The sequence below is a fragment of the Streptomyces sp. NPDC045678 genome (assembly GCF_056432085.1).
The window spans coordinates 81133-108077 of sequence record NZ_JBWKJS010000012.1 but is presented as its reverse complement, the minus strand read 5'-3'; the positions used below and the strand labels follow the sequence as shown (position 1 = coordinate 108077).

General features: G+C 74.4%; 26 protein-coding genes. 12 read left to right on the top strand and 14 right to left on the bottom strand.

Annotated features, from left to right (window positions below; all coding sequences use genetic code 11):
* Positions 1-56: 56 nt before the first annotated feature.
* Positions 57-998 (bottom strand): RNA polymerase sigma factor SigJ, encoded by a 942-nt coding sequence (gene sigJ, locus AC07DO_RS34890; RefSeq protein ID WP_479065617.1) that lies wholly within the window; start codon positions 996-998, stop codon positions 57-59.
* A gap of 621 nt (positions 999-1619) precedes the next feature.
* Between sigJ (AC07DO_RS34890) and AC07DO_RS34885 the strand changes: the two genes are divergently transcribed.
* Together AC07DO_RS34885 and AC07DO_RS34880 are read left to right on the top strand one after the other, a co-directional pair.
* On the top strand, positions 1620-3206 hold the full coding sequence (locus tag AC07DO_RS34885) for a class I adenylate-forming enzyme family protein (RefSeq protein ID WP_479065616.1): 1587 nt from the start codon (positions 1620-1622) through the stop codon (positions 3204-3206).
* 59 nt (positions 3207-3265) lie between these two features.
* Positions 3266-4336: a methyltransferase gene (locus AC07DO_RS34880; protein WP_479065614.1), complete on the top strand. Its 1071-nt coding sequence runs from the start codon at positions 3266-3268 to the stop codon at positions 4334-4336.
* A gap of 60 nt (positions 4337-4396) precedes the next feature.
* Here AC07DO_RS34880 and sigJ (AC07DO_RS34875) read toward each other — a convergent pair whose 3' ends face one another.
* Positions 4397-5323 carry an RNA polymerase sigma factor SigJ gene (gene sigJ, locus AC07DO_RS34875; RefSeq protein WP_479065612.1) on the bottom strand — a complete coding sequence of 309 codons (927 nt, stop codon included), beginning with the start codon at positions 5321-5323 and terminating at the stop codon, positions 4397-4399.
* A 498-nt stretch (positions 5324-5821) separates the two neighbouring features.
* On the opposite strand from sigJ (AC07DO_RS34875), the gene AC07DO_RS34870 reads away from it, so the two are divergent.
* From AC07DO_RS34870 to AC07DO_RS34860, 3 genes are all read left to right on the top strand, one after another.
* A complete protein-coding gene (locus AC07DO_RS34870; RefSeq protein ID WP_479065610.1) occupies positions 5822-6331 on the top strand; it encodes a cupin domain-containing protein in 510 nt (169 codons plus the stop codon).
* A 396-nt stretch (positions 6332-6727) separates the two neighbouring features.
* A complete protein-coding gene (locus tag AC07DO_RS34865; protein WP_479065608.1) occupies positions 6728-7432 on the top strand; it encodes an esterase/lipase family protein in 705 nt (234 codons plus the stop codon).
* A 125-nt stretch (positions 7433-7557) separates the two neighbouring features.
* A complete protein-coding gene (locus AC07DO_RS34860; protein WP_479065921.1) occupies positions 7558-8103 on the top strand; it encodes a ferritin-like domain-containing protein in 546 nt (181 codons plus the stop codon).
* A 142-nt stretch (positions 8104-8245) separates the two neighbouring features.
* Here AC07DO_RS34860 and AC07DO_RS34855 read toward each other — a convergent pair whose 3' ends face one another.
* Both AC07DO_RS34855 and AC07DO_RS34850 read right to left on the bottom strand, forming a co-directional pair.
* Complete coding sequence (locus tag AC07DO_RS34855) at positions 8246-8608, bottom strand: hypothetical protein (protein WP_479065606.1); 363 nt, start codon at positions 8606-8608, stop codon at positions 8246-8248.
* Positions 8609-8654: 46 nt separating this feature from the next.
* Entirely contained in the window at positions 8655-8918 is a 264-nt protein-coding gene (locus AC07DO_RS34850) for a hypothetical protein (protein ID WP_479065604.1), read from the bottom strand.
* 223 nt (positions 8919-9141) lie between these two features.
* Between AC07DO_RS34850 and AC07DO_RS34845 the strand changes: the two genes are divergently transcribed.
* On the top strand, positions 9142-10338 hold the full coding sequence (locus AC07DO_RS34845) for a PP2C family protein-serine/threonine phosphatase (RefSeq protein WP_479065602.1): 1197 nt from the start codon (positions 9142-9144) through the stop codon (positions 10336-10338).
* Between the two features lie 9 nt (positions 10339-10347).
* Here the strand turns inward: AC07DO_RS34845 and AC07DO_RS34840 are convergent, their stop codons facing one another.
* From AC07DO_RS34840 to AC07DO_RS34830, 3 genes are all read right to left on the bottom strand, one after another.
* On the bottom strand, positions 10348-10584 hold the full coding sequence (locus tag AC07DO_RS34840) for a hypothetical protein (protein ID WP_479065600.1): 237 nt from the start codon (positions 10582-10584) through the stop codon (positions 10348-10350).
* Between the two features lie 32 nt (positions 10585-10616).
* Positions 10617-11513, bottom strand: a complete 897-nt coding sequence (locus AC07DO_RS34835) for an SDR family oxidoreductase (protein ID WP_479065598.1) — start codon at positions 11511-11513, stop codon at positions 10617-10619.
* A gap of 332 nt (positions 11514-11845) precedes the next feature.
* Positions 11846-13030, bottom strand: coding sequence for an FAD-dependent monooxygenase (locus AC07DO_RS34830; protein ID WP_479065596.1), 1185 nt, complete (start codon positions 13028-13030; stop codon positions 11846-11848).
* A 102-nt stretch (positions 13031-13132) separates the two neighbouring features.
* On the opposite strand from AC07DO_RS34830, the gene AC07DO_RS34825 reads away from it, so the two are divergent.
* Entirely contained in the window at positions 13133-13849 is a 717-nt protein-coding gene (locus tag AC07DO_RS34825; RefSeq protein ID WP_479065595.1) for a TetR/AcrR family transcriptional regulator, read from the top strand.
* A gap of 55 nt (positions 13850-13904) precedes the next feature.
* Here the strand turns inward: AC07DO_RS34825 and AC07DO_RS34820 are convergent, their stop codons facing one another.
* Positions 13905-15416: an SDR family oxidoreductase gene (locus AC07DO_RS34820; protein WP_479065593.1), complete on the bottom strand. Its 1512-nt coding sequence runs from the start codon at positions 15414-15416 to the stop codon at positions 13905-13907.
* Between the two features lie 221 nt (positions 15417-15637).
* Here AC07DO_RS34820 and AC07DO_RS34815 point away from each other — a divergent pair, with 221 nt between their 5' ends.
* The 4 genes from AC07DO_RS34815 (at position 15638) to AC07DO_RS34800 (ending at position 19738) form a co-directional block, all read left to right on the top strand.
* A complete protein-coding gene (locus tag AC07DO_RS34815; RefSeq protein WP_479065591.1) occupies positions 15638-16102 on the top strand; it encodes an SRPBCC family protein in 465 nt (154 codons plus the stop codon).
* Positions 16095-17720, top strand: a complete 1626-nt coding sequence (locus tag AC07DO_RS34810; RefSeq protein WP_479065589.1) for a phytoene desaturase family protein — start codon at positions 16095-16097, stop codon at positions 17718-17720. The genes AC07DO_RS34815 and AC07DO_RS34810 overlap by 8 nt, the downstream gene beginning before the upstream one ends.
* Positions 17721-17731: 11 nt before the next feature.
* Entirely contained in the window at positions 17732-18601 is an 870-nt protein-coding gene (locus tag AC07DO_RS34805; RefSeq protein WP_479065587.1) for an SDR family oxidoreductase, read from the top strand.
* Between the two features lie 105 nt (positions 18602-18706).
* The gene (locus AC07DO_RS34800) at positions 18707-19738 is read left to right on the top strand and encodes a PHP domain-containing protein (RefSeq protein WP_479065585.1); all 1032 of its coding nucleotides are present in this window, start codon (positions 18707-18709) and stop codon (positions 19736-19738) included.
* A 12-nt stretch (positions 19739-19750) separates the two neighbouring features.
* On the opposite strand, the gene AC07DO_RS34795 is transcribed toward AC07DO_RS34800, so the two are convergent.
* From AC07DO_RS34795 to AC07DO_RS34775, 5 genes are all read right to left on the bottom strand, one after another.
* Positions 19751-21847 (bottom strand): xanthine dehydrogenase family protein molybdopterin-binding subunit, encoded by a 2097-nt coding sequence (locus AC07DO_RS34795; protein ID WP_479065583.1) that lies wholly within the window; start codon positions 21845-21847, stop codon positions 19751-19753.
* 57 nt (positions 21848-21904) lie between these two features.
* A complete protein-coding gene (locus tag AC07DO_RS34790; protein ID WP_479065581.1) occupies positions 21905-22912 on the bottom strand; it encodes an FAD binding domain-containing protein in 1008 nt (335 codons plus the stop codon).
* Complete coding sequence (locus tag AC07DO_RS34785) at positions 22909-23526, bottom strand: (2Fe-2S)-binding protein (protein WP_479065579.1); 618 nt, start codon at positions 23524-23526, stop codon at positions 22909-22911. Before AC07DO_RS34785 ends, AC07DO_RS34790 begins: the two co-directional genes overlap by 4 nt.
* Positions 23527-23665: 139 nt before the next feature.
* Positions 23666-23920 carry a DUF6332 family protein gene (locus tag AC07DO_RS34780; RefSeq protein WP_479065578.1) on the bottom strand — a complete coding sequence of 85 codons (255 nt, stop codon included), beginning with the start codon at positions 23918-23920 and terminating at the stop codon, positions 23666-23668.
* Positions 23921-23996: 76 nt separating this feature from the next.
* A complete protein-coding gene (locus AC07DO_RS34775) occupies positions 23997-24941 on the bottom strand; it encodes a LysR family transcriptional regulator (RefSeq protein ID WP_479065576.1) in 945 nt (314 codons plus the stop codon).
* Positions 24942-25021: 80 nt separating this feature from the next.
* Between AC07DO_RS34775 and AC07DO_RS34770 the strand changes: the two genes are divergently transcribed.
* Positions 25022-25534 carry a cupin domain-containing protein gene (locus AC07DO_RS34770; protein ID WP_479065574.1) on the top strand — a complete coding sequence of 171 codons (513 nt, stop codon included), beginning with the start codon at positions 25022-25024 and terminating at the stop codon, positions 25532-25534.
* 24 nt (positions 25535-25558) lie between these two features.
* Here the strand turns inward: AC07DO_RS34770 and AC07DO_RS34765 are convergent, their stop codons facing one another.
* A complete protein-coding gene (locus AC07DO_RS34765) occupies positions 25559-26452 on the bottom strand; it encodes an ANTAR domain-containing protein (RefSeq protein WP_479065572.1) in 894 nt (297 codons plus the stop codon).
* Between the last annotated feature and the right edge of the window lie 493 nt (positions 26453-26945).

Below are 26945 nucleotides of genomic sequence, written 5' to 3'. Positions count from 1 at the left end.
CGGGCCGCCCCGCTGCTGCCTGTCGCCCTCGCCCGCACGCCGGGCGGGGGCGGTGCTCACTCCCGCGCACCCGCCTGCCAGGGCTGGAGCTTGTCGGGGTTGCGCACCGCCCAGATGCGGGTGACCCGGTCGTGGTCGACCTCGAACGCCACCACCGTCACGGTGACGCCGTCCTGCTGGACCACCAGCCCCGGCTGGCCGTTGACCACCCGCTCCAGGATGGTCAGGTCGGGCAGCCTGCGCACCAGGGCGACCAGGCCGCGCGCGATCTGCGCGGGGCCCTCCACGGAGTGGGAGCCGGCCTCCACCAGGCCGCCGCTGTCGGCGACCGAGGCGGCACCGGGATCCAGCAGACCGATCAGGGCGCCGATGTCCTTGGCCTCCCAGGCCCGCTTGAAGCTGCGGATGACGGCGGCCTGCCGGTCGCTGGAGCGGGCCGGCGCCTGCGCACTGCGGATCCGGCGCCGCGCGGAGGAGGCCAGCTGACGGCAGGCCGCCGGAGTGCGCCCCACGATCTCGGCGATGTCCCCGAAGGGGTAGCGGAAGACGTCGTGCAGGATGAACGCGACCCGCTCGGCCGGCGTGAGCGATTCCAGGACGACCAGGAAGGCCATGCTGAGCGACTCGTCCAGACTGACCCGCTCGGCCGGATCGCCGGTGGCCTCCGCGCGCCCGCCGCCCCACTCCGTCCGGTCGGGCAGCGGCTCGGGGATCCACTCGCCCACGTACTTCTCCCGCCGCGCGCGGGCCGAGCCCAGCAGGTCCAGGCAGATCCGGCTGGCGACCTTGGTCAGCCAGCCACCGGGGGCGGCGATGGCCTGCTGCTGCGCGGGCGTCATGGCGTACCAGCGGACGTAGGTCTCCTGCACCACGTCCTCGGCATCGGCCAGCGAACCCAGGAGCCGGTAGGCGAGACTGATCAGCTGACGCCGCTCGCTCATGATCGCGTTCAGGTTCGGATCGAGCCGGTCGTCTCCCTGCGGGGAACGGGCGCTCATGGGTCGAGATCTCCTCGGGTCGCATCTGCCGTCACCAGGTATGACGAGACAGCGCACCCGCCTGTGAGGCACGGGCGCCGCGCGCCCCGCACCGGAACCCGCTGCGAGGTGACCCACGTCACTTCGGGGGGTTCTTGGCGTGCAGGCGCCATCCGTGTCACTGTTTCCGCACGTCTTTCCTGCCCAAATCCGTTGACGCGGCAGCGAGTTGCCGGGCGGCCCCAGCCGCCGCCCCCGCCGCCCCCGCCGGCCGGCGCCGAGAGCGCCCCCCTGCTTCCGTCGGCAACAGCCCTTCCCCGCACCGCCCCTGACCGGGGCGGGCACGCCGCCGTGCCCGCACCCGGGCACCGTCCGGCGGGCGCGCCCGGGGCGGCCGGCCCGGCACACGAGGCGGACGCGCGGCACCGGCCGCCCCGCCCCCCTCCGCCCGGCGGCGCCGCACCGGCCCGCCGCACCCGTCCGCCGCACCGGCAGTCCGGCATCCCCGCCGCCGTGGACGCCCCTGCCCGAACACCGAGCAGTTCTCGAAGAGTTGTCCGTGAGGCGGCGCCGGCACGCCTGGCCGCGGACTTTGCCCAGCCGTCGCCGGCCTCGCAGCGTGCCCCAAAGGAGACATTCCCTATGAAGGGCTCAATAGCCTACCGATCGATCCTCAAGCGCGGTCTGCACATCGGTCTGCTGCCGGAGATGGCGGCGGCCGTGAACGCGTCGACGCCGATCACGCTCGACCACGACCTGGATGTCCTGCCGGAGGCGGGACGGCGGCTGACGGTGGGTCAGTACGCGGAGCACGTGGACGATCTGGCGGGCCGGCTGTGGGCGGCCGGGGTGCGGCCGGGTGAGCATGTGGTGCTCTACAAGCGGGCCAACGCCGATCACTGGATGCTGGCCGCGGCGGTCTCGCGGATCGGGGCGGTGGTGGTGAACCTGTCGCCAGCGCTGGACGCGGCGACGGTGGCGGTGCTGATGGAGCGGCTGGGCCGGCCGAGCCTGCTGACCGACGGGGACAAGCTGGATGTGCTCTCCGGCGTGGCGGTGGGGGAGCTGACCGAGCGGGTCATCGTGGTGGCGGGCCGCCGGGAGGGGGCGCTGTCGCTGGCGGAGCTGGCGGGGGCGCCGCGGGTGCGGCCGGTGCTGCGGCCGCTGGACGAGGCCGCGGTGATCACGCACACGTCGGGCACCACGGGGATTCCCAAGCTGGTGGTGCACACGCCCCGCACGCAGGGGCAGCGCCTGATTCCGCAGTGGCGGCTGCTGGGGCTGATGCGCAAGAAGGAGACGGTGGCCATCCACGTGCCCTTCGTGCACTCACGGATGGTGGCGGCGATGTCGCTGGCGCTGCTCAAGGAGTTCCCCGTCCTGCTGATGCGCGAGGCCGACCCGGCGGCCGTCGCCGAACAGCTCATCACCCACCGCCCCGCCCTCATCGAGGCCCTGCCCAACTCCCTGATGGAATGGGAGGGCCTGGCCGCCGACCCGCGGTCCCCGTTCGGGTCCGTGAAGGTCTTCAGCAGCACCTTCGACGCGATCCACCCCGCCACGATGAGCCGGCTGCTCAAGGCCTCCGACCGGCGCGGCGCCCTCTTCTTCCAGATCTACGGGCAGAGCGAGGTCGGCCCGGCGGTGGGCCGCGCCTACTTCCGCCACTCCGCGCACAAGGCCAACGGCCGCTGCGTGGGCTGGCCCATGCCCTGGGGCGCGGCCCGCGTCCGCGTGGTCAGCCGCAACGGCCACACCCCCTCCGAGGAGAACCCCGGCTCCATCGAGGTGGCCTGGGACGGACTGGCGCCGGCCTACTTCGCCGAACCGGACCGCTACGCCACCAACCGCGACGGCCAGTGGTGGCGCACCGGGGACGTCGGCTACCGCACCCGGTTCGGCTGCCTGCACATGCTCGACCGGGAGGTCGACATGATCGCCGGAGTGCGCAGTTCCCTGGAGATCGAGGACGTCGTCCTTGGCCGGCTGCCCGAGCTGAGCGAACTGGTGGTGGTGGCGGGCCCGGACGCCGAGCCGGTCCCGGTCATCTGCACCACCGACGACGCCCCCCTGGACCGCGAGCGCTGGAGGGCGGCGGTGGCCGCCTTCCCCCAGCTGGCCGACCCCGTCCAGATCCCGCAGGCCGAACTGCCCCGCACCGCCACGCTGAAGGTCCAACGTCTCGCCCTGGCCGACCGGTTCGCGAAGAAGCCCGCCGACCGCACATGAGCCCCGCCCGGCCGGCCGCCACAGCCATGGATGCACCCGACCCGAAAAGGATTCCCGTAATGACGTCAGACGCCACGCTCGCACGATTCCGTGAATACATGGTGGGGCCCTCGCGGTTCATGACCCTGCTGTCCGTCTTCGAGCTCGGAATCGTCGACCAGCTCCGCGCGCGGCCGGGCCTGAGCGCCACCGAGCTCGGCGAGGCCGTCGGCGCCAAGCCCGACGCCGTGGAGCAGCTGCTCTTCCTCATGGTCAAGGAGGGCTTCGTCGCCTACGACGAGGACTCCGCCGGCTACTCCCTGGACGCGCTCGCCGAGGTCGCCGAGAGCGACCTGCAGCGCGCCCTGCGCTACATGAACCTGATCAAGGTCACCGCGCTGCGGCAGCTCTTCTACCTCACCCAGAGCGTGCAGAGCCGCACCATCGTCGGCCTCAAGGAGCTCTACGGCGCCGAGGGCACCCTGTACGACGCGGTGGCCGACCACCAGGACCTCAACGATGCCTGGCTCAAGCTGATGAACACCGTCACCGCCAACATCGACCCCTGGTTCTTCGCCAACGTCGAGGTGCCCGCCGGCGCCCGGGTGCTGGACCTGGCCGGCAACACCGGCCTCGGCGCGATCCACACCTTCAAGCACAAGGAGTCCCCCGGGCTGCGGGTGACCACCTTCGACCTGCCGGAGAAGGAGGAGGAGGCGCTGGCCAACTTCCGCTCCCACGGCCTGCAGGAGCACCTGTCGTTCATCGGCGGCAACGTCTTCGACGAGATCCCCAAGGGCTTCGACACCGTACTGATCAAGCACTTCCTGGACATGTTCGACAAGGACGACGTGCAGAAGATCCTGACCGGCGTCAACACGTCGCTCGAGGTCGGCGGGACGGTCCACATCCTGGTGCCGGTCTACCCCGAGAACATCAAGGACACCGACAACTACAACGTCGACTTCTTCCCGGCCTTCTTCATCGGCGCGGCCATGGGCCAGGGCGGACCGCAGAAGCTGTCGGTGTACCAGAGCTGGCTGGAGGAGTGCGGGTTCAAGGTGACCAAGGCCATCACCAAGGACGCCTCGGAGATCCCGCGCGATGTCATCCCCGTACAGGCCATCCTGTCCGCGACGAAGATCGCCTGACCGGCCTGCGGCACGCAAAACACGCCGGAGGCCCGCCCGGGCCTCCGGCACCCGCACCGCTCAGCTCGCCCAGGGCCGCAGCTTCTCGGGGTTGCGCACCGCCCAGATGCGCTGGATGCGGTCCTCGCCGATGTCGAAGGCCAGCACGGACAGCACGACGCCCTCGTGCTGGACGACCAGACCGGGCTGGCCGTTGACGCTGCGCTCCAGGATCTGCGCGCCCGGCGCCCGCGCGGAGATGAGCAGCAGGGACTGCGCGACCTGCTCACTGCCCTCGACCGGCTGGAGCCGGGTGTGCACGAGGCCGCCGCCGTCGGAGACGACGGTGACGTCGGGATCCAGCAGGCCGATGAGCGCCTTGATGTCCTGGCTCTCCCAGGCCTGCTTGAAGTCACCGACCACACCGGCGCGTTGGCCCTTGTCGGCCCCCTCGGGGCGGTGCGCGCCCACCCGGCGCCGCGCGGAGGCGGCCAGCTGACGGCAGGCCGCCGGGGTGCGTCCCACGATCTCGGCGATGTCCCCGAAGGGGTAGCGGAAGACGTCGTGCAGGATGAACGCGACCCGCTCGGCCGGCGTCATCGCCTCCAGCACCACGAGGAAGGCCATGCCCACCGACTCGTCCAGGGTGACCCGGTCGGCCGGATCGCCGGTGGCCTCCGCGCGCCCGCCCCACTCTGCGCGGTCGGGCAGCGGCTCCGGAAGCCACTCGCCCACATACTTCTCCCGCCGCGCCCGCGCCGAGCCCAGCAGGTCCAGGCAGATCCGGCTGGCGACCTTGGTCAGCCACCCGCCGGGGGAGACGATGGCCGCCTGCTGCTGCGCGGACATGGCATACCAGCGGACGTAGGTCTCCTGCACCACGTCCTCGGCATCGGCCAGCGAACCCAAGAAGCGGTAGGCGAGATTGATGAGCCGGGGCCGCTCCCTCAGGACGGCGCCCGGCCCCGCGGGGAAAAGGGCGCCCCCTGAATCAGGCTGCATGCTCATGGTGTCGCCAACTCCCTTGGTTTTCCCGCCCGCCCTGCTTGTCACCTCACATTACAAGGGCCTGCGTCGTCGTACCGGTGGAGATCAAGCCCGCCCCGGCCACCGCTGGTTGGCCCCGACAGGGCACCGCATGAGCAAAGGGGAACAGCTGTGACATCGGTGAACGTCGCGACCGCCCTCAAGGCCGGCCGCGCCGTCGCCTGAACCGCCGGCCCCCACCGCTCCGGTCCTACAGACAATCCCTCCGGGAACCTGCTCGTGATATTTCCCCTCGCGTCGAGCGCCCCCGGAGGGATTGCCCACGGCCCCGCCCGCCGCACCGGCCGCGGCGGACAACGGTGCGCGGGGCACCCCGGCTGCGGCACACTGCGCAGGACCCGCCACGCGCGCAGCAGAGCCGGACAGCGGCCGGTCAGGAGAGCCGGACGGCAGCCGGTCAGCAGCCGCTCAGGAGAACCGGACGGCAGCCGGACCAGGAAGAGCGAAGGCACGATGCCCATGACCGGACCCGGCGCGCCCGCCCCGCTCTTCCTCGCCCCGCAACAGACCTGCGCCCCGGGGCGCGGCCCGGTCAGCCTGGTGTGGTCGCTGCGCGGCCCGGACCGCGACCTGGACGCCGCCGTGGTGCGGCTGGCCCCCGGCACCGACCTGGGCGAGAACGCCGGGGCCGGGCACGGCCTCCTGCTCACCGTGCTGGCCGGCGACGGTGAACTGCGCCTGGACGGCGCCCGCTTCCCGCTCGCCCCTGGCGCCCTGGCCTGGCTGCCCGCCCGCACCGCGCACGCCCTGCGGGCCGGCGAACAGGGCCTGACCTACACCACCGCCCACCGCCACCCCGCCCACACCGACACGGGCGCGGGGGAGGCGGTCTGCCTGCTCGACCGGGTCTGCCCGCACTGCGGGCGCCTGGCCGCCGACCGCGAGGACCGCTTCTGCGCCCGCTGCGGGCAGCCGCTCCCCGAGCCCGGCACCAGGGGCGGCACCGAGACCGGTTCCGGGGGTGGGTGAGAGTGGGCCGGGTTCTTCGCCTCTGCCGTGCCGCCGCCCCCCGGCGACCACCGTGGCGTCCGCGCCCGCTGCGGGCAGCCGCTCCCCGGGTCCGGCCCTGGGGGTGGCGCCGAGGCCGGTTCCGGGGGCCGGGTGAGAGCGGGTCGGATTCTTCGTCTCTGCCGTGCCGCCGCCCCCCCCCGCGACCACCGTGGCGTCCGCGCCCGCTGCGGGTAGCCGCTCCCCGAGTCCGGCGCCGAGGGCGGCGCCCAGGCCGGTTCCGGGGGTGGGTGAGAGTGGGCCGGACTCTTCTCATCTGCCGTGCCCGACCTCACAATCGCCACGGCGTCCGCGCGGTGCGGGCGCCGTACGGGTGCGGTCCCGTGCCCGGCGTCCGGTGAGGAGAGCCCCGTGCCGATGGACCACAGTGCCCGCCGCGCGGCACACCTGCTGCTCGGCTGGCTGTGTGTGCTCGCCGTGACGCTGCCGGCGGCGCCCGCCGCCGGGGCCCGGACGCCCGCGGCCGCCCCCCGCCCCGTTGTCTTCGTGCACGGCTACAACGCCGACCCGGGCGTGTGGGGCGCCCTGCGCGAGGACTTCGAGGCCGCCGGATACGGCGAGGGCGACCTGCACTCCTTCGGCTACGACACCAGCCGCTCGGTCAACGAGGACCTCGCCGGCCGCCTGGCCGCCTACGTCGCCCAGGTGCGCGCCCGCACCGGCGCCGACCGCGTGGACCTGGTGGCCCACTCCTTCGGCAGCCTGGTCACGCGCTGGTATGTGAAGTTCGGCGGCGGCGCGCCCGCCGTCGCCCACTGGGTCTCGCTCGGCGGCCCCAACCACGGCACCACCACCGCCTGGGCGTGCGCCCTGTGGTCGCAGGCCTGCCGTGACATGACCCCGGGCTCCTACGTCACCGACCGGCTCGCCCAGGGCGATGAGACCCCCGGCCCGGTGGCGTACGCGACCTGGGCCTCCTCCTGCGACGAGGTCATCAACCCCGACGCCAGCGTCCCGCTGGCCGGGGCGGCCAATGCCGGGGCCGGCTGCCTGGCCCACAACGACCTGCTGGGCGACGACGCCGTCTCCCGGGGCGTACGGGACTTCCTGGCCACCCCCTGAACCCGGCCCGCGGGTGAACCCCGCCAGCAGGGGATGAATACGGACATATGGGTACGGTCAGGGGGTGGCGGGTCACCGGACGCGGTCCGCCCGCCGCCCTGACCACCCAGCAGAGAGCAGCAGCCATGGCCGAGTTCCTGACCGACATCAAGACCATCCGAGAGCGGGCCCGCCGGCAGATCGAGAAGGGCCCGGTCACCGACGCCTACGGCGCGGACCTGCAGCGCGTACTCCTCGTCCTCAACGAGGCCCTCGCCACCGAAATCGTGTGCACCCTGCGCTACAAGCGGCACTACTACACGGTCTCGGGCCTGTACTCCGAGCCGGTGGCCGCGGAGTTCCTGGAACACGCCCAGGAGGAGCAGGAGCACGCCGACAAACTGGCCCGGCGCATCGTCCAGCTGGGCGGCGAGCCGGACTTCGACCCCGACACGCTCACCTCCCGCTCCCACGCGGAGTACCACGACGGCACCGACCTGATCGAAATGATCAAGGAGGACCTGGTGGCCGAACGCGTCGCCGTCTCCGCCTACACCGAGATCGCCCAGTGGCTGGGGGAGGGCGACCCCACCACCCGCCGTGTCTTCGAGGACCTGCTGGCCCAGGAGGAGGAGCACGCCGACGACCTGCGCGGCCTGCTGGAGCGCATCCCGGGCGACCACCGGCCCTGATCCCCACGCCGCGCCGTGCACCGCACACCGCACCGCACACCGCGCCGCGCACCGCGCGCCGCCCCGGGCTCCCGCGCCGTCACCGCACGGGAACCCGGGACACAGGGGCCCGGGACACGGGGGCCCGGGCGGGGTGCGGGTCTCAGCGGCTCTCCAGCCGCAGCGACACGTCCTTTTCCTGGTCGCCCGAGGCCGAGCCCTCCTCGGTGACGGTGAAGGCCGCCGACAGGACCGTGACGACCTGGTCGACCGCCACATAGCCGCCCTGCACTCCGGCGCTGACCGCACCGTGCAGCGACGGCGTGCCGCCCGGCCCGCCGCCCGCCGGCCGGGCGGTGTCGAAGACACCGCTCCACACCGTCGGCCCGCTCGCCCCCGACGCCGTGGGCCCGCCGTCCCGGTCCGAGGCGTAGACCGCCTTCAGGACGTCGAAGACGCTCCCGGCGTCCTCGGCCGCCCCGCTCAGCTCCACCGTGACCTGCGCCGGCTCTTCTCCACCGCTCACCGTCAATCCCTTTCCCTCGTCTTGCACATCTCGTCCGGCCCCGCCCTCACCCGGAGGGCTCCTGGGGCACCGGATCCTCACTCTGGGCGCCCGTCGGCCCGCCGCTGTCGCGCCGGCCGGTGCCGGCCTCGTCGGTCTCGGGCACGTCCGCGCCGTCCCCGGCGGACTCGCTGCCGGCCTCGGCCGTCTCCTGCGCCGTCTCCCAGGGGTCCTGGCCGCCGTCGGCCTGGTTGGCCTGCTGGTCGGGCGGGTCCCTGGGCACGGGCGTCGTGCCGTCCGCACCGGGGGAGGGCGGTATCTGCTCGCTCACCGATGTCTCCTTTCATCGCCGGGCCCCAGAGGGGCCGGGCGATGCCGACCCGTTCCGGAGCTGGGGTGCAGGTACCCGCGCAGCGCGGGACAACTCTTACTGATCACCGTGGACCACCCGCGGCCGATCGGCGACACGGCGGCCGGGCAGGCACGCCGGTGCGGTGTGAGACTGCTGGTGTCATCCGGCCAAGCCGCGCAGCCCCGTGGCGAAGGGAGAGGACGTGCCCGCATCGGAGCCGCCCAGCGGACTGGAGGAGTTCCTCGCGGACCCGGACAACGCCGTACTGGACCTGGCCACCGCCGTCGCCCGGTGCGCCACCGCCCTGGGCGTGCCCCAGGCCGTGGTCTACCTCGCCGACCTCCAGCAGCGCCGGCTGGTCCCGCTCACCGACGACGCGGCCGCCGCCGACGTGGACAACTCCCTGGCCGGCTGGGCCTACCGCACCCTGTCCCTGCGCGTGGAGGAAGCACCGGCCGGCGGCATGACCGCCTGGCTGCCCCTGCTGGACGGCGCCGAACGCCTGGGCGTGGTCGCCGTCCACACCCCCTTCCTGGACCCCGCGCTGCTGCGCCGCAGCCGGGCCCTGGCCTCCCTGCTCGCGATGATGATCACCTCCAAGCGCGCCTACAAGGACAACGTCATCCAGCGCACCCGCTCCGAGCCCATGCAGCTGCCCGCCGAGATGCTCCGCGCCTTCCTGCCGCCGCGCACCATCGGCAACACCCACGTGGTCTCCACCGCCGTCCTTGAACCCGCCTACGAGATCGGCGGCGACGCCTTCGACCACTGCCTCACCCCAACGGCCCTGCACGCCACGATCCTCGACGCGATGGGCCACAACCTGCTCTCCGGCCTGGCCACCGCGGTCGCCCTGGCCGCCTGCCGCAACGGCCGGCGCACCGGCGCGGAGCTGCCCGAGCTCCTGGAGGCCGTGGACGCGGCGATCGGCCTGTGGCTGCCCGACCAGTTCTGCACCGGCGTCCTGCTGCGCCTTGACCTGGCCAGCGGGGTGCTGCGCTGGAGCAACTGCGGACACCCCCCGCCGCTGCTCATCCGCGACAGCCGACTCGTCGAGGGCGCCCTGGAGCGCGAGGCCGACCCGCCCATGGGCTTCTCCGCCTTCCTGCGCACCGAACGCCAGGTCCACGAGACGGCCCTGGAACCCGGTGACCGCGTGCTGCTCTACACCGACGGCATGACCGAGGCGCGGCTGGCCGACGGCAGCGAATTCGGCCTCGAACGCTTCGCCGACTCCGTCATCCGCGCCTCCATCGGCGGCGAGGTCGCCGCCGAGACGCTGCGCCGGCTCATCCACTCCGTCCTGGACGCGCAGACCGACCGGCTCCGCGACGACGCCACCATCTTGCTGATCGAGTGGCATCCGCCCGGCCGCGAGCCCCGGCCCGCGCACCGCTGAGCGGCCCGCTCAGCCCCGGTGCCCGCCCCCGTCACCGCCCTTGCCGCCCTTGCCGGCCTTGTCCTCGTGGATGTCCTCCTGGGCGGTGGGGCTGGGCGTGAGGGTGTCGCCGGCCTCGCCGTCCTTGGCGTGCTCGCGCCGCTCGTCGGGCACGGGCCGCTCCTCGGCGTCCTCGATCTCCTCCAGTACCTCCTCGGCCGCGGTCTGCGCGGGCGCGTGCGAACCGTCGTGGTGGCTGTGCTGCATGGGTGGTGTCCTTTCGTTGCGAAGACCGTGGTTCAGGGCAGCGGGGTGCCGCCGGTGGCGTTCATGATCTCGGCGGTGATGAAACTCGCGTGCTCCGAGGCGAGGAAGACGTAGGCCGGGGCCATCTCCGCGGGCTGCGCGGGCCGGCCGAGCGGCGCCTGCTTGCCGAACTCCGTGGTGTCCGGCAGCGTCGCGGGGATCAGCGGCGTCCACACCGGCCCCGGCGCCACCGCGTTGACGCGGATCCCGTCCTCGACCAGCATCTGCGCGAGCCCCTGGGTGAACGTCACGATGGCGCCCTTGGTCATGGCGTAGTCCAGCAGGTGCGGGCTGGGCTTGTAGGCCTGCACCGAGGTGGTGTTGATGATCGAGGCGCCGCGCGGCATGTGCGGCACCGCCGCCCGGCACAGCCAGAACATGCCGTACAGGTTGGTGCGCACCACCCGGTCGAACTGCTCGGTGGGGATGTCCGTGATGCCCTTGGGCCGCGACATCTGGTACGCGGCGTTGTTGACCAGCACGTCGATCCGCCCGAACTCGGTGACCGCACGCTCCACGAGCCGCCGGCACTGTTCCTCCTCACGGATGTCGCAGGGCACCGCGACGGCCCGGCGCCCGGCCTCCTCGATCCAGCGGACGGTCTCCTGCGCCTCGCCGGCCTCGGAGGGCAGATGGGTGAACACGACGTCGGCCTCCTCGCGGGCCATCGCGATGGCCACCGCCCGCCCGATCCCCGAATCGCCCCCGGTGATCAGCGCGATCCGGTCGCGCAGCAGCCCGGAGCCGCGGTAGGAGTCCTCCCCGTGGTCGGGCGGCGGGTCCATCGGCCCGGTCCACCCCGGCGGCTCCTGGTCCTGTTGGGGGAAGTCCGGGCGCGGCCCCTTGGAGGTGGGGTCCTGCGGGCCCTGCCGGCCGGGGGTGTCCGTCATGGGGATGCTGCCTTTCTGCGGGGGCGTACGGGCCGGGCGCGGACCGCTCCGGGCCCCGGGGGCGCCTCTCCCACCTTCCGCAAGAGGCGGGCACCTCACCACCGGAGCGCCGGGCCGGCACCGGCCGGCGCACCGGCGGCGTCCGGCGCGGCCGCGGCCACCGGGTGCCCTGCCCCCGACCGGGTAAAACGCCCCCGGCCGGCCCCGGGCAGGCATGTCCCGCCCGATCGGGGACAACCGGGAACCATGAAGATCCTTCTTGTTCTCCTCGTCCTCGCCGTCGCCGCCTGGTACCTCACGTCGCGCAAGCGCCGCTGAAGTGCCTGTGATGCTCAGGCCGTGGGGCCGGTTGGATAGTCGGGCAGGGCCACGGTGCTGCTGACCTTCTCGCCCAGCCTGAGCATGCCGTTCAGGAACAGGCGCCGGGACAGCAGGGTGTTGCGGAGACGCAGGCCGGTGGCGGTGGCGGGGGCGAGGAACTTCCCGGTGCGCTCGCCGCCCGCCTGGCAGCCCTCGGCGTAGGCGCGGAGCCTGCTCTCGTAGCGGGCGAAGGCTGCCCGGTGATCGCCCGGGGCCTGCGCGAGTTCGCCGGCCAGTACGTACGCGGCGACCACCGCGGTTCCCGTGCCCATGCCGCCGATGGTGGCCCCGCAGGCGGCGTCGCCGACGAGGCACACGCGCCCGGTGGACCAGGTATCCGCGTCCGCCCGGCTGATCGAGTCGAAGTACAGGTCGGGGGCCTGGTGCAGCGAGGCCAGCAGGCGGGGTACCTGCCAGCCGAGGCCGGAGAACGCGCCTGCGATCAGACGCTTCTGCTGTTCGGGGTCGTGGCGGTCGTACGACAGCTCCGGCGCGGCGAACACGAAGAACGCCCCCGCCCGTGCCGGATCCCGGTGGCCGGTGCCGACGGAGGCCAGCCGCCCCGGCGCGTTGTACCCGACCGAGCCCTTTGCCGCTCCGGGGTCGTTGGGCAGCTGCCACGTCGCGGCGTAGTAGCCGAGGTGGCTCACGTAGTCCTCCTCCGGTCCGAAGGCGAGGCGACGGACGTTGGAGTGCAGTCCGTCCGCGCCGATGACCAGGTCGAAGGTGCGCGAGATTCCGCTGTGGAAGTCGGCCCGCACGCCGGAGGAGGTCTCGGTGAGGCCGGCGATCGAGTCGCCGAAGACGTACTCGGCATGGGGGAGGCTGTGCTCGTAGAGCACTCGGGCCAGGTCTCCGCGAAGCACCTCTATCTCGCCGCCGGCGAACTGGGCCGGCAGGTGCAGCAGTGTGCGGCCGCGTGCATCGACAAAGCGCATCGGGGTGCCGCCGGTCTGTATGCGGCGCAGTTCGGGAAGCAGGCCCATGCGTTCCAGCACGGTCAGATGCGTTTCGCCGCGGAAGTCGACGGCCTGGCCGCCCTGGCGCAGGGCCGGGGCCAGTTCGACGACGGTGGGCCGGAAGCCATGGCGTCCCAGCCAGTAGGCCAGCGCCGGGCCGGCGATGCTCGCGCCGGAGATGAGGACGTTCCTGTTCACGGGCTGTCTCCGCTCAGAAAACTGTGTCCCACGGACACTGATATTTACTGTGTACCGTAGACACAGTTGATTCGGCGAGGCAACCAGGAAGGGGCGGCAGACATGGGTGGCGAGCACGCCGAGGCGGCGCGGCTGCTGTGGGGCCCGCGCCCCAAGCCCGCGCGAGGCCCCAGGCCGACACTCGACCTGGACCGCATCGCGCGGGCCGGGATCGCGATCGCCGACGCGGAGGGGTTGGCCGATGTGTCCATGCAGCGGATCGCCGCGCAGCTGGGCGTGACCAAGATGGCGCTGTACCGGTACGTGCCGGGCAAAGCCGAGCTGGTCGCTCTCATGGTGGACGCCGCGATCGGCCCCTACCCGGCGGCGCAGGCACGGCGCGGAGACTGGCGTGCGCAGCTGGAGGAATGGGCCCACCAGCTGCTCACCGTCTTTCGTCAGCACTCCTGGGCGCTGGACGCCACTGCCGGGCCGCGGATCGTGGGGCCGGGAGAGCTGTCCTGGCTGGAGCATGCCGTGTCCGCCCTGGACGGCACCGGCTTGAGCGGTGCCGAGCGGATGGACGCCGCTGTCCTGCTGGTCGGGCACGTACGCGCCATCACCCAGCAGGCCCGTGCGGCAGGCCCCGCAGGCAACCCCGAAGCCCAGCTGGGCGCCGTCCTCGGCGATCTGATGCAGGCGCACGGCGAGCGATTCCCCGCGCTCACCGCGGCCCTCGCTTCAGCCGCCCGGTCCGACGGGCAGGATCAGGCATGGGATTTCGGCCTGCAGCGGATCCTGGACGGCTTGGCCACACTCATCGACCAGCGCGTACGGTGACCGCGCCCTGGACCGCCGCGCCGCGCGCGAACGACCGGGGCTCAAAGACAGGCGCTCAGGCCCGCTCGGGCTCCTTGCCCGCCGCCTTGGCGATGTTGCGGGCCATGCCGCCGAAGACCACCGTGTGGAAGGGCGCCACCGCCCACCAGTAGGCGTGGCCGGCCAGGCCGCGCGGGTGGAACAGGGCGCGCTGGCTGTAGCGGGTGCGGCCCGCCCCGTCGTGTTCCACCCGCATCTCCAGCCAGGCCAGGCCGGGCAGCCGCATCTCGGCGCGCAGCCGCAGCAGCCGGCCCGGCTCGATCTCCTCCACCCGCCAGAAGTCCAGGGAGTCACCCACCCGCAGCCGGTGCGCGTCGCGGCGCCCCCGGCGCAGGCCCACCCCGCCCGCCAGCCGGTCCAGCCAGCCCCGCACCGCCCAGGCCAGCGGGAAGGAGTACCAGCCGTTGTCGCCGCCGATGCCCTCGATGACCCGCCACAGCGCCGCCGCCGAGGCGTCCACGACCAGGGTGCGGTGGTCGGTGTAGAGGCTGCCGCCGGCCCAGTCGGGGTCGGTGGGCAGCGGATCACTGGGCGCGCCGGGCACCGCGGCCGAGGACCAGCGGGTGCTCACCTGCGCCTCCTGGATGCGCCGCAGCGCCAGCCGCAGCGCCTTGGTGAAGGGCAGCGGCCGGTCCGGCCCGTCGGGAACCCAGTCGGCGATGTCGTGCTCCTGGCAGACCACTTCGTGGCGCAGCGACTCCGCCAGCGGCCGGGCGATGCCGCGCGGCACGGGCGTGATCAGGCCGACCCAGTGGCTGGAGAGCGTGGGGGTCAGCAGCGGCACCGGCACGATCAGCCGGTGCCGCAGCCCGGCCACCCGCGCGTAGGTCCGCATCATGTCGCGGTAGGTCATCACGTCCGGCCCGCCGATGTCGAAGCCCCGGTTGACCTCGGCGGGCAGCTCGGCGCAGGCCACCAGATAGCGCAGCACGTCGCGCACCGCGACCGGCTGGATGCGGGTGCGCACCCAGCTGGGGGTGACCATGACCGGGAGGCGCTCGGTGAGGTAGCGCAGCATCTCGAAGGACGCCGAGCCCGACCCGATGATGACCGCCGCCCGCAGCACCGCGCTGGGCACCGGGCAGTCCAGGAAGATCCGGCCCACCTCGGCCCGCGAGCGCAGATGCGGCGACAGCTCCCGCTCGCTCACCCCGGCCGGGGTCAGCCCGCCCAGATACACGATGCGCCGCACCCCGCCCGCCCCGGCCCGCTCGGCGAAGGTGCGGGCCGAGCGCCGGTCGGTGTCCTCGAAGCCGGCCCCGGTGCTCAGCGCGTGCACCAGGTAGTAGGCCACCTCCACCCCCTCGAACGCGCCGGCCAGCGAGCGCGCGTCGCGCACATCGCCGCGCACCACCTCCACCTGACCGGCCCAGGGATGATCGCGCAGCTTCTCCGGCGAGCGGGCCAGACACCGCACCCGGTACCCCTCCGCCAGCAGTTCGGGCACCAGCCGGCCCCCGATGTAGCCGGTGGCCCCGGTCACCAGGACCAGCCGCCGCCGCGGGCGGGAGTCGTTGCCGTCGCTCACGTGCGCTGCCGCCTCCTTGAAAAAAGCACCCGGGGGAGCCGGGCGCCGCACCCGGCCCCTTGGAAGTCTCACCCGCCGCGGCCCCGGCCGCGACACGCCGCACCCCGCCAACGCATGCCCGCACACCTGCCCCCGGGGCGCGAAGACGACGCATCTCCCGCACGATGTTGAGGACGGCGGATCGGGGCACCCGGCGATGACGGCGAGTCAGGGAGGCATGGATGGCACGGCGTCATCGACTGATCACGGTGAGCCCGGCGACGGTATGGAGCGTGCTGGCCGACAGCAGCCGCTACGCCCAATGGGTGGTGGGCACCGCCTCCTCAAAACCGGTGCGCGGCCACTGGCCGCAGGTCGGCGCGGCCCTGGAGTACGAGGTACGGCTGGGCCCGCTGCGGGTCACCAACGAAACCGTCGTACGCCGCTGCGAGGAGGGCACCGTCCTGGAACTGGAGGCCAAGGCCGGCGCCCTGGGCACCGCCCGCATCGCCCTGGACGTGCGGCCCTGGGGCGAGCACTGCCTGGTCACCGTCGACGAACACCCGCTGCGCGGCGCGGCCGGCGCCCTGCACAACACCCTCGTCGAACCCCTCATCCAGGTCCGCCACCGCGCCATGCTCGCCCGCCTGGCCCGGGTGTGCGAAGCCGAAGCGGGCCGCGCCACGAGCGGAGCGGGCCGTGCCTGACGCCGTGGTCATCGGGGCCGGCCCCAACGGGCTGGTCGCGGCCAACCTCCTGGCCGATGCCGGCTGGAGCGTCACCGTCCTGGAGGAACAGCTTGAGCCGGGCGGCGCGGTCCGCCACGACCGGGGCGTGCACCCCGACTTCGTCAACGACCTGTGCAGCTCCTTCTACCCGCTGGCGGCCGCCTCGCCGGTCCTGCACCGGCTGCGCCTGCACGAGCACGGACTGCGCTGGAGCCACGCCCCGCACGTGGTGGCCCACCCCCTGGGCGACGGCCGCTGCGCCGTCCTGGACCGCAGCCCCCAGGCCACCGCCGCCTCCCTGGACGCGTTCGCCCCCGGCGACGGCGCGGCCTGGCAGCGCCTGCACGCCCTGTGGGACGACATCCGCCCCGACCTGCTGGACGCCCTGTTCACCCCCTTCCCGCCGGTACGGGCCAGCGCCCGCCTGGCCTACCGGCTCAAGACCGCGGGCGCGCTGCGCATGGCCCGCACCCTGCTGCTGCCGGTCCGCCGGCTGGGCGAGGAGGAGTTCACCGGCGAGGGCGGCCGGCTCCTGCTGGCCGGCAACGCCCTGCACGCCGACCTCGCCCCCGAGGCGGCCGGCAGCGGCGGCTTCGGCTGGCTCATGGCGATGCTCGGCCAGAGCTACGGCTTCCCCGTCCCGGTGGGCGGCGCCGGCGAACTGACCGCCGCCCTGACCCGGCGCCTTCAGACGCGCGGCGCGGCGGTGCACTGCGGCCGCCGGGCCGAACAGATCATCGTGCGGGACGGGCGCGCGGTGGCCGTGCGCACCGCCGACGGCGACACCGTGCCCGCCACGCGCGCCGTCCTGGCCGACGTGTCCCTGCCCGCCCTCTACGGCGACCTCATCGCCCCCCAGCACCTGCCCGACCAGCTCCTGGCCGACCTGCGCCGCTTCCAGTGGGACTTCGCCACCTTCAAGGTCGACTGGGCGCTGGAGAAACCGGTGCCCTGGCAGGCCAGGGAAGCGGCCGGCGCGGGCACCGTCCACCTGGCCGACGGCGTCGACGAACTCACCCGCTTCGCCGCCCAGCTGGCCATGCACCAGGTACCCGACCGGCCCTTCCTGCTCTTCGGCCAGATGACGACCGCGGACGCCACCCGCTCACCCGCCGGCACCGAGTCCGCCTGGGCCTACACCCACGTCCCCCAGGAGATCCGCGCCGACGCCGGCGAGGACGACATCTCCGGCGCCTGGCGGAGGGCGGACCAGGAGCGGATGGCCGACCGGATCGAGCAGCAGGTCGAACGCTTCGCCCCCGGCTTCCGCACCCTGATCCGCGCCCGCCGCATCCTGGCCCCGCCCACCTTGCAGGCCCTGGACCGCAACCTGCACGCCGGCGCCCTCAACGGCGGCACCACCTCCCTGCACCAGCAGCTGTTCTTCCGCCCCCTGCCGGGCACCGGCCGCCCCGAAACCCCCCTGCCCGGCCTCTACCTGGCCTCGGCCGCCGCCCACCCCGGCGGCGGCGTCCACGGCGCCCCCGGCGCCAACGCCGCCCGCGCCGCCCTGCGCCGCCGCCTGCCGCTCCCGCTGACCCGCACCCAGCGCCACCTCACCACCCGCGACCGCACCGGCACCCCGCCCCACCCGTGAGGGGCGCCCGCATGCACCCCGGCCCCCTGCGCGACCGCACCGTCGTGGTGACCGGCGCCGCCCGCGGACTGGGCGCCGCACTCGTACGGGAGCTGGCACAGCGCAACGCCCGCATCGCCCTGCTGGGCCTGGAGCGGGCCGCGCTGGAACAGGTGGCGGCCACCCTGCCCACACCCGCCCTCGCCCTGCACGTCGACGTCACCGACCCGGCGGCCCTGCACGCCGCCGCCCGCACCGTACGCGAACGGCTGGGACCGCCCTCCGTCGTCGTCGCCAACGCCGGCATCGCCCAGGCCGGCCCCCTGCAAAGCGCCGACCCGCACTCCTGGCGCCGGGTGATCGAGGTGAACCTGACCGGCAGCGCCCTGACCGCCCAGGCCTTCCTGCCCGACCTGCTGCACACCCGCGGCTACCACCTGCAGATCGCCTCCCTGGCCGCGCTGGGCGCCGTCCCCCTGCTGAGCGCCTACTGCGCCTCCAAAGCCGGCGTGGAGGCCTTCACCCACGCCCTGCGCGCCGAAACCGCCCACCGCGGCGTCGCGGTGGGCATCGCCTACCTCAACTGGCTGGACACCGACATGCTGGCCGAGGTGGACACCCACGCCGCGCTGCGCGAGCCGCGCGCCCTGCTGCCGCCCCCCGCCCGCCGCATCCGCCCCCCGGCCCCGGTCGCCGCCCGCCTGGCCGACGCCATCGAACACCGCCGCACCGCCGTCTACATCCCGGCCTGGACCCGGCTGGCCCAGGCCGGCCGCGGCCTGCTCCCGCCCCTGATCACCCGCCTGGCCCGGGCCCGCTTCCACCGCCGCCCGCCAAGCCGCCCCATCCCCCAGAGCGGCCCGCTGGGCGCCGGCGGCCGCGCCGCCCACCCCCCGCACTGACCACCCGCAGCGCGCCGCTCGCCGTGCCGCACCCCGCCGCCTGCGCGACGCTGGAACCCACCCGCCCGCCCGCCCACTCGCACGTACCGCCCGCCCGGAGGTGTCATGGAGCCCGTGGAGGCCCTGGAACGCATCGCCTTCCTCCTCGAGCGGGGCCGCGCCCCCACCTACCGCGTACGCGCCTTTCGCACCGCCGCCGAGGTGAGCGGGAACCTCCCGCGGCCGGAGCTGGAGCGCCGGGCCTACGACGGCTCCCTGGAATCCCTCAAGGGGATCGGGCCCAAGACCGCCGCCGTGATCCGCGAGGCACTGGCCGGCACCATGCCCGGCTACCTCCAGCGCCTGGAGGAGGAGGCCCGCGCGCCGCTGGCCGAGGGCGCCGGCAGCCGGCTGCGGGCCCTGCTGCGCGGCGACTGCCATCTGCACTCCGACTGGTCCGACGGCGGCAGCCCCATCGAGGCGATGGGCCGCGCCGCCCGGGAGATCGGCCACGAATGGGCCGTGCTCACCGACCACTCGCCCCGCCTGACGGTGGCCCGCGGCCTCTCGCCCGAACGGCTGCGCGACCAGCTGGAGGTGGTGGCCGCCCTCAACGAGCAGTGGGCGCCCTTCCGGCTGCTGACCGGCATCGAGTGCGACATCCTCGACGACGGCTCCCTGGACCAGGAACCCGACCTGCTGGACCGCCTGGACGTCGTGGTGATCTCGGTGCACTCCAAACTGCGCATGGACGCGGCCGCGATGACACGCCGTCTGGTCACCGCGGTGAGCAACCCCCGCGCCGACGTGCTCGGCCACTGCACCGGCCGCCTGGTCACCGGCCGCGGCCGCCCCGAGTCGCAGTTCGACGCGGCGGAAGTCTTCGCCGCCTGCGCGGCCGCCCGCACCGCCGTGGAGATCAACAGCCGCCCCGAACGCCTCGACCCGCCCCGCCGCCTGCTGCGCCAGGCGGTCCGGGCCGGCACGCTGTTCGCCGTCGACACCGACGCCCACGCGCCCGGCCAGCTCGACTGGCAGATCATCGGCTGCGCACGGGCCGAGGAGTGCAAGGTGCCCGCCGAACGCGTGGTGAGCACCTGGACGGCACCCGAAGTCCTCTCCTGGACCCGCGAGAGCCGCTCCCGCACCGCCTCCTGACCGCCCGGGCCCCTACAGGGCGCCGGTGAGCACCCGGTCCGGGGTCAGGGGGAGTTCCCGCAGCCGTACCCCTGTCGCGTGGTGCACCGCGTTGCCGATCGCCGCGGCCGTCCCCACGATGCCGATCTCGCCGATGCCCTTGCTGCCCATCGGGTTGAGATGCGGATCGTCCTCCTCGATCCAGTGCGCCTCGATGTGCGGCACATCCGCGTGCGCCGGCACGTGGTAGGACGCCAGATCGCTCTCCGTGAAGTCCCCGAAGGCGGCATCCATCGTGCTGCCCTCCATCAGCGCCATCCCCAGCCCCATCGTCATCGCCCCGACGAACTGCGAACGGGCGGTACGGGAGTTGAGGATGCGCCCGGCGGCGTAGACGCCGAGCAGCCGCCGCACCCGGACCTCACCGGAGACCGTGTCCACCGCGACCTCGGCGAAGTGCGCGCCGAACGCGTGCCGGGCATAGGAGCTGTCCGCATCGGCCCGCCCCGCCGTGTCGGCCGTGGCACTGACCCCCTCCGGCGGCAGCCGCTGCCCGCGCTGCTCCGCCAGGCGCCCGGCCAGCGCCGTGCACGCCTCGTGCACCGCCCACCCCCAGGAGGCCGTGCCCGAGGAGCCGCCGGCCAGCGGCGCCGAAGGCAGGTCACTGCTGCCGATCTCGGTGCGCACCCGCTCCACCGCCACCCCCAGCGCGTCGGCGGCGACCTGCGCGAGCACGGTCCGCGCCCCGGTCCCGATGTCGGTGGCGTTGATCCGGACCACGAACGTGCCGTCCGGGCAGGCCTGCACGCCCGCCCGGGACGGCGCGACCACGACCGGATAGGTCGCCGCCGCCACCCCGCTGCCCACCAGCAACGGCCCCTCCCGGCGGGTACGGGGCCGCGGATCGCGCTCCGCCCAGCCGAAGCGGCGCGCCCCCTCCCGCAGGCACTCCGCCAGATGCCGGCTGCTGAAGGGCTTGCCGCTGTCCGGCTCGTGCCCGGTGTCGTTGCGCAGCCGCAGCTCGACGGGGTCGATGCCCAGCGCCTGGGCGAGCTCGTCCATCGCCGACTCCAGCGCGTACATGCCCGGCGCCTCGCCCGGGGCCCGCATCCAGGACGGGCTGGGCACATCCAGCGGCACCGCCCGGTGCGTGGTCCGCCCGTGCGGCGAGGCGTACATGACGCGGGTGGCGGCCGCCCCGGTCTCCATGAACTCCTTGACGCGCGAGGTGTGCGCGCTCACCTCGTGGATCACCGAGGTGAGTGTGCCGTCCGTGCCCGCGCCCAGCCGCACCCGGTGCAGGGTCGGCGCGCGGTGCCCCACCACGGCCGGCAACTGCCGGCGCGGCAGGGCGAGTTTGACCGGGCGGCCCGTGGCGCGGGCGGCCATGACGGCCAGCACCACGTGCGGGCGAGGCGTGCCCTTGGACCCGAACCCGCCGCCCACGTGCTCGGAGACGACCGTCACCTGCTCCTTGCGCAGCCCGAACAGGCCGGCCAGCACCTCGCGCACGGTGGTGGCGCCCTGGCTGGAGTCGTACACGCTCAGGTGCCCCTCCTGCCAGTGCGCGGTGGCCGCGTGCGGCTCCATGGGGTGGTTGTGCAGCGGCGGCACCCGGTAGCCGGTGTCCACCCGCACCGGCGCGGCCGCGAACGCGGCCTCCGCGTCGCCGCGCACGTGCTCGCCCGAGGTCCCGTCGGAGTCCTCGGGCACGTAGGCGTCGGGGTGTTCGGCCCGCAGGGTGACATCGTGCGGCTCCTCGGCGTAGGTGACCCTGACGGCCGCGGCGCCCTCGCGGGCCGCCTCCAGGGTGTCGGCGACCACCAGCGCCACGTACCAGCCGCGGTGCGGCACCCGGGCGTCCTGCAGCACGGCGAGGGTGGCGTCGTCCGGCTCGGCCAGGCGCGGCGCGTTGCGGTGGTGCAGCACCGTCACCACCCCGGGCAGCGCCAGCGCCGCCGCGTCGTCCACCGTGCGCACCTCGCCGCGCGCCACGGTGGCCGCGACCGGCCACGCGTAGGCGCAGCCCTTCGGGGTGTGCTCGGCGGCGTAGCGGGCGCTGCCGAGCACCTTGTCGGTGCCCTCCCGGCGCTCGAGGTCCGCCCCCAGCGCGTCGGCGGTCTGCGGCATGGTGTTTCTCCCTGCAGGCGGATACGTACGTACGAAGGACAGGCGGGTCCCGCCGGGTCAGCCCCCGGCGCCGGGGGCCTGGTCCTGGCGGGTCAGGCGGCGCAGGACGTCGCAGGCCAGACTGCGGGCCAGGGGCACCTTGAAGGCGTTGTCGCGCAGCGGCTCGGCCGCGGCGAGCTCGGCGTCCAGCGCCCGCTCGAAGGCCTCGCCGCCCGGCGCGGCCCCCCGCAGCGCCTCCTCGGCGCGCCGGGCCCGCCAGGGCCGGTGGGCCAGCCCGCCGAAAGCGATCCGCACCTCCTCCACGGTCCCCTCCCGCACGCGCACGACCACGGCCACCGAGGCGAGCGCGAAGGCGTAGGAGGCGCGGTCGCGTGCCTTGCGGTAGGCCGAGACGGTGCCCGGCGCCGGCGGCGGGAGCAGCACGGCGGTGATCAGCTCGCCGTGGGCGATCTCGGTGTCCGCCTGCGGCCGCTCGCCCGGCAGCCGGTGGAATTCGGCGGCCGGCACCGTCCGGGTCCCGCGCACCCCCTGCAGTTCGACCTGCGCGTCCAGCGCGGCCAGCGCGACCGCCATGTCGGAGGGGTGGGTGGCGATGCACTGCGCGGAGTGCCCCAGCACCGCGTGGTCGCGGTGGACGCCCTCGCGCGCGCCGCAGCCCGAGCCGGGCTCGCGCTTGTTGCACGGCTTGGCCGGGTCCTGGAAGTAGGGGCAGCGGGTGCGCTGGAGCAGGTTGCCGCCGGTGGTGGCCATGTTGCGCAGCTGGCCCGAGGCACCGGCCAGCAGCGCCTGGGACAGCACCGGGTGGCGGGCGCGGACCAGCGGGTGGGAGGCCAGGTCGCTGTTGCGCACCGTCGCCCCCACCCGCAGGGACCCGTCGGGCAGTTCCCGGACGGTGTCCAGCGGCAGCCGGCTGACGTCGATCAGCGTCTCGGGCCGCTCGACGCCCAGCTTCATCAGGTCGACGAGGTTGGTCCCGCCGCCCAAATAGCGGGAGGTGGGCCGGCCGGCGTGCGCCGCGGTGGCCTCCTCCACGCTGTGGGCGCGCACATACCTGAAGGACTTCACCGCACTCCACCTCCCACGGCATCCGCCACGCCCCCTGCGCCTCCCGCGCCTCCCGCGCCTCCCGCGCCTCCTGTGTCCTCGGCGGCTGCCACGTCCTGGACGGCCTCGACGATGCGCGGATAGGCGCCGCACCGGCACAGGTTGCCGCTGAGCCGCTCCTGGATCTCCGGCCGGCTCAGCCGCACCGGCTCACCGCCCTCCGCCTCCGGGTCCGTCACGTGCGAGGCGTGGCCCGCCCGGGCCTCGGCCAGCACGCCGAGGGCCGAACACAGCTGCCCCGGCGTGCAGTACCCGCACTGGAAGGCGTCACGCTCCACGAAGGCCCGCTGCAGGGGATGCGGGCGGCCGCCCTCGGCGTCGTGCAGCCCCTCGACGGTGGTGATGTCACATCCCTCGACGGCGACCGCCAGCAGCAGACAGCTGTTGGCCCGGCGCCCGTCCACCAAAACGGTGCAGGCACCGCACTGGCCGTGGTCGCAGCCCTTCTTGGCGCCCGTCAGGTCCAGCTGCTCCCGCAGGACGTCCAGCAGCGTCGCCCGGTGATCGACGACAGGGCTGTGGGGCCTGCCGTTCACCCGCAGGGGCACTTCCGAATGGAACACATCGGTCCCCATGGCGCTTGGCTCCCTCGTCCCGGGGGTGGATCGGTGCCGGTATCAGCCCCTCCAGCCTGGAACAGGAGACACGTTCCGGCATGCCGAACCGCTCCGCGGCAGCCGGAGAGCGAGGGGGGACGGGGGAGGGGCGGCGGGGTCAGTCCGTGGGGCGGGCGGTCCCCGCGCAGCGCCACAGCACGTGCACCACCCGCAGCACCCCGAGCACCGTGCCGGCCGCGGCGCCCGCGACCACCAGCAGCCTCTCGGCGCCGGCGGGAAGCTGCCAGACGGCGGCCGGGCCGGCGATCGCCCCGAACACGACGGCGCCCAGGAAGCAGGCGCTGAGCAGCGCGTAACCGATCTCCACGGTCATCGCGTCCCGCTCGGCCTGGCTGCGACGGCTGGTCCCCATGACCGCAGAGCCTACCCAGCCCCGCACGCCACCCCGCCAAGTCCCCCCGGCACACCGGGAGAAGGACCCCGCACGGCTACCCGCCGCCGCGCCGCGCGCCCACCGCCCCCCGCCCCCGTCCCCGCTCCCGCTCCTGTTCCCGCTCCCGCTCCTGTTCCCGCTCCCGCTCCTGTTCCCGGTGGAGGCCGGCCGCGACCCGCACGAACGAGCGGACCAGCACATCGGCGTTGCCCGCACCCCACGCGGCCACCAGCGGACTGGGCGGCATGTCGCCCAGCGGCACCACCACCAGGCCGGGGGAGGGCGGGTGGTCCAAAAGGGTCATGCCGACGGTGCCGTTCCACAGCACGGCCTGCCGGCACTCCACGACCGCCCGCACCACCGGCCCCTCACGCCGCACGCCGCCGCCCCAGTAGGACTGCCACAGCGGGTCGGTGCCCGGCGGGAAGCTGAACCAGCGCCGCTGCGCGAGGTCGGCCAGGCGCAGGCACGCGCGGCGGGCCAGCGGGTCGTCGGCGCGCAGCAGCACCCCCACGGCGTCGGTGCGCAGCGTGCGCACCGAAAGACCGGTCTCCTGGAAGGGCCCGCGCGTCAGCGCGACATCGACGCGGCCGGCGTGCAGTCCGCAGGTGGGATCGCTCAGATCGGCCTCCCGGACGCGTACCTCCACGCCCGGATGCCGGCGGCGGAAGGCGGCGGCCAGCCGGCTCAGCCCCGCGTCGGTGCCCTCGCCAAGGACCCCGACGGTGATGGCCCCGGGCCCGGCCGCGGCGGCCACCCGCTCCCGCGCCAGGGCGGCCCGCTCCAGCAGCGCGCGCGCCTCCGCCAGCAGCACCGCGCCGGCCGCGGTGAGGGTGACACCGGCCGGCGAGCGGACCAGCAGCACCGCGCCGACGTCGGCCTCCAGCTGTTTGACGGCCCGGCTCAGCGGCGGCTGGCTGATGTGCAGCCGCACGGCCGCCCGGCCGAAGTGGAGTTCCTCGGCGACCGCCACGAAGTACCGCAACGTCCGCAGCTCCATCACGCCACGATACCCATCCGGTATCGGCCCCGCGGAACAGGTCTTGGACGCCCGCCGCCCCCGCGCGGTCCCATCGGACCATGACCGACGAGACACAGCCCGCCCCCCTGACCGACGCCCCCCGCACCGGCCGCACGGCCGACGCGCCCGCCGTATCGGTGGTCCGCCCCGGCGACGGCGAGACGCTCACCCTGGGCACCACGCACATGCGCGTCCTGGAGGACGGCAGCAACACCGAACACCGCCTGGGCCTGACCGAGTCCGTCCTCGCCCCGCACACTCCCGGACCGCCGCAGCACCGCCACGCCCAGCACGACGAGGGCTTCTACGTGCTGTCGGGCACGGTGCGCTTCACGGTCGCACAGCAGGAGCACGACGCCGGCCCCGGCACCTTCGTGATGGTGCCGGCCGGAGCACCCCACACCTTCGCCAACCCCGGCGGCCGACCGGCCCGCATGCTCAGCATCTTCACCCCGGACCTGTACGTGCAGTACTTCCGCGACCTGCGGGACACGCTCGCCGACGGCCGGCCCCCGGCCCCTGCCGACGGCCTGGCCGCCATGCGCCGCTACGCCACCCGCCCCGCCCCATGAGGCTTGGGCCTGCCCGGCCGGGGCTCAGGCCTGCCCGGCCAGGGCGAGTCGGTGCAGGTCCTCCAGCGCGTCCAGGAGCACGGTCTCCTGGTGCCACCTGATCCACTCGCCCATGGTGCGGCCGGTGACGTGCAGCTCCCGCAGCTGGGCCTGGGTGAAGCCGATCAGGGGCCGGGCGTGGTGGGAGGAGATGACGCCGTGCACGGTCTGGCGTTCGTCGACGAGCGGGATGCTGTGGCAGGCGCGGCTGCCGGAGGTGAGGATCACCCGCCGGTCCTCGTCGCCGAACCCGGCCGAGGAGGCCACCTCCTTGACGGTGACCTGGCTGCTGGCCTCGGCGGCCCGGGAGCAGGAGGTGTGCCCGTCGACGAACGCGAAGTGGTCGGTGAAGTGCCGGGGGTGCCCCGCGTGCTTGGCCATGCGCAGCACGTCGTCCTCGAGCAGCTGCACGTTGCCCATGTCCGTGCCGGTGACGCTCAGCACGCGGCGCAGCGCGGCGCCGAGCACCTCGCCCTGGTTGCGCGCGTCCAGCGTGCCGGCCTCCAGCGCGGCCAGGCTGGGCAGGTCGGCGGGCCGGGTCCGCTCGGGCAGCCACCTCTCGGCGCCCGGCGCGGGGCCGGGGGTGCGCACCACCGCGGCGGCCAGCTGGTGCAGCTTGATGTTGGCGTGCTGCGAGGCCCGGCGCAGCAGCATGAACGCCTCCTGGGCGTGTGCCAGCCGGTAGCGCTCGACCAGGATGCCCTCGGCCAGCGCGATCCGGGGCCGCGCCCGCGCCCGCACCTCCAGCTCGGCCACCTGCTCGCGCAGCCGCCCGGCGGTGGCACGCAGCTGCTCCGCCTCCCGCTCGAGCGAGGAGATCCGCTCGGGCGAGGAGGGCCGGTCCTCCGGTGACGGGGACGCGGTCGGAATACTGGTCAAACTCTCTCCCCTGGCCGCTCTGCTCCAGCGACCGTATCCCGCCCCGGCCGGCGGTGTCATGGCCGCCCCGGCACCGGGCGCCCGGCCGCAGGGCGGGCCGGGGCCTGGCCTTTGTGGCTTCTGCCACTACGGCCGCCGCCCCGCTCCCGTGGAGCCTGCCGGCCGAAAGAGGGCCGGCAGGCCGCGATGCGGGGGCACACGATGAACGCACAGCAGAGCGCACGGCAGCAGTACGACGGGCTCTGAGAGCCTGTCTTTGAACCCCGTCGTTCACGCGGATCACGGGCGCAGCGGCGGATTGGGGCCTCCCCTGCTCGAGCGGAGCCGAGAGCTTGGGGGAGGGCGTGCCGGGCGTCGGGGCGCGGGCGGGGCTTCAAAGACAGGCTCTGAGGCCTGCGAGGGGTTCAAGGTCCTGTCCCTGGAGCAGTACGCGGCGGTGCCCGGCTTCCCGGCGATGGCCGGGGACGTGCACGCCAGGACGGTCCTGGGCCCG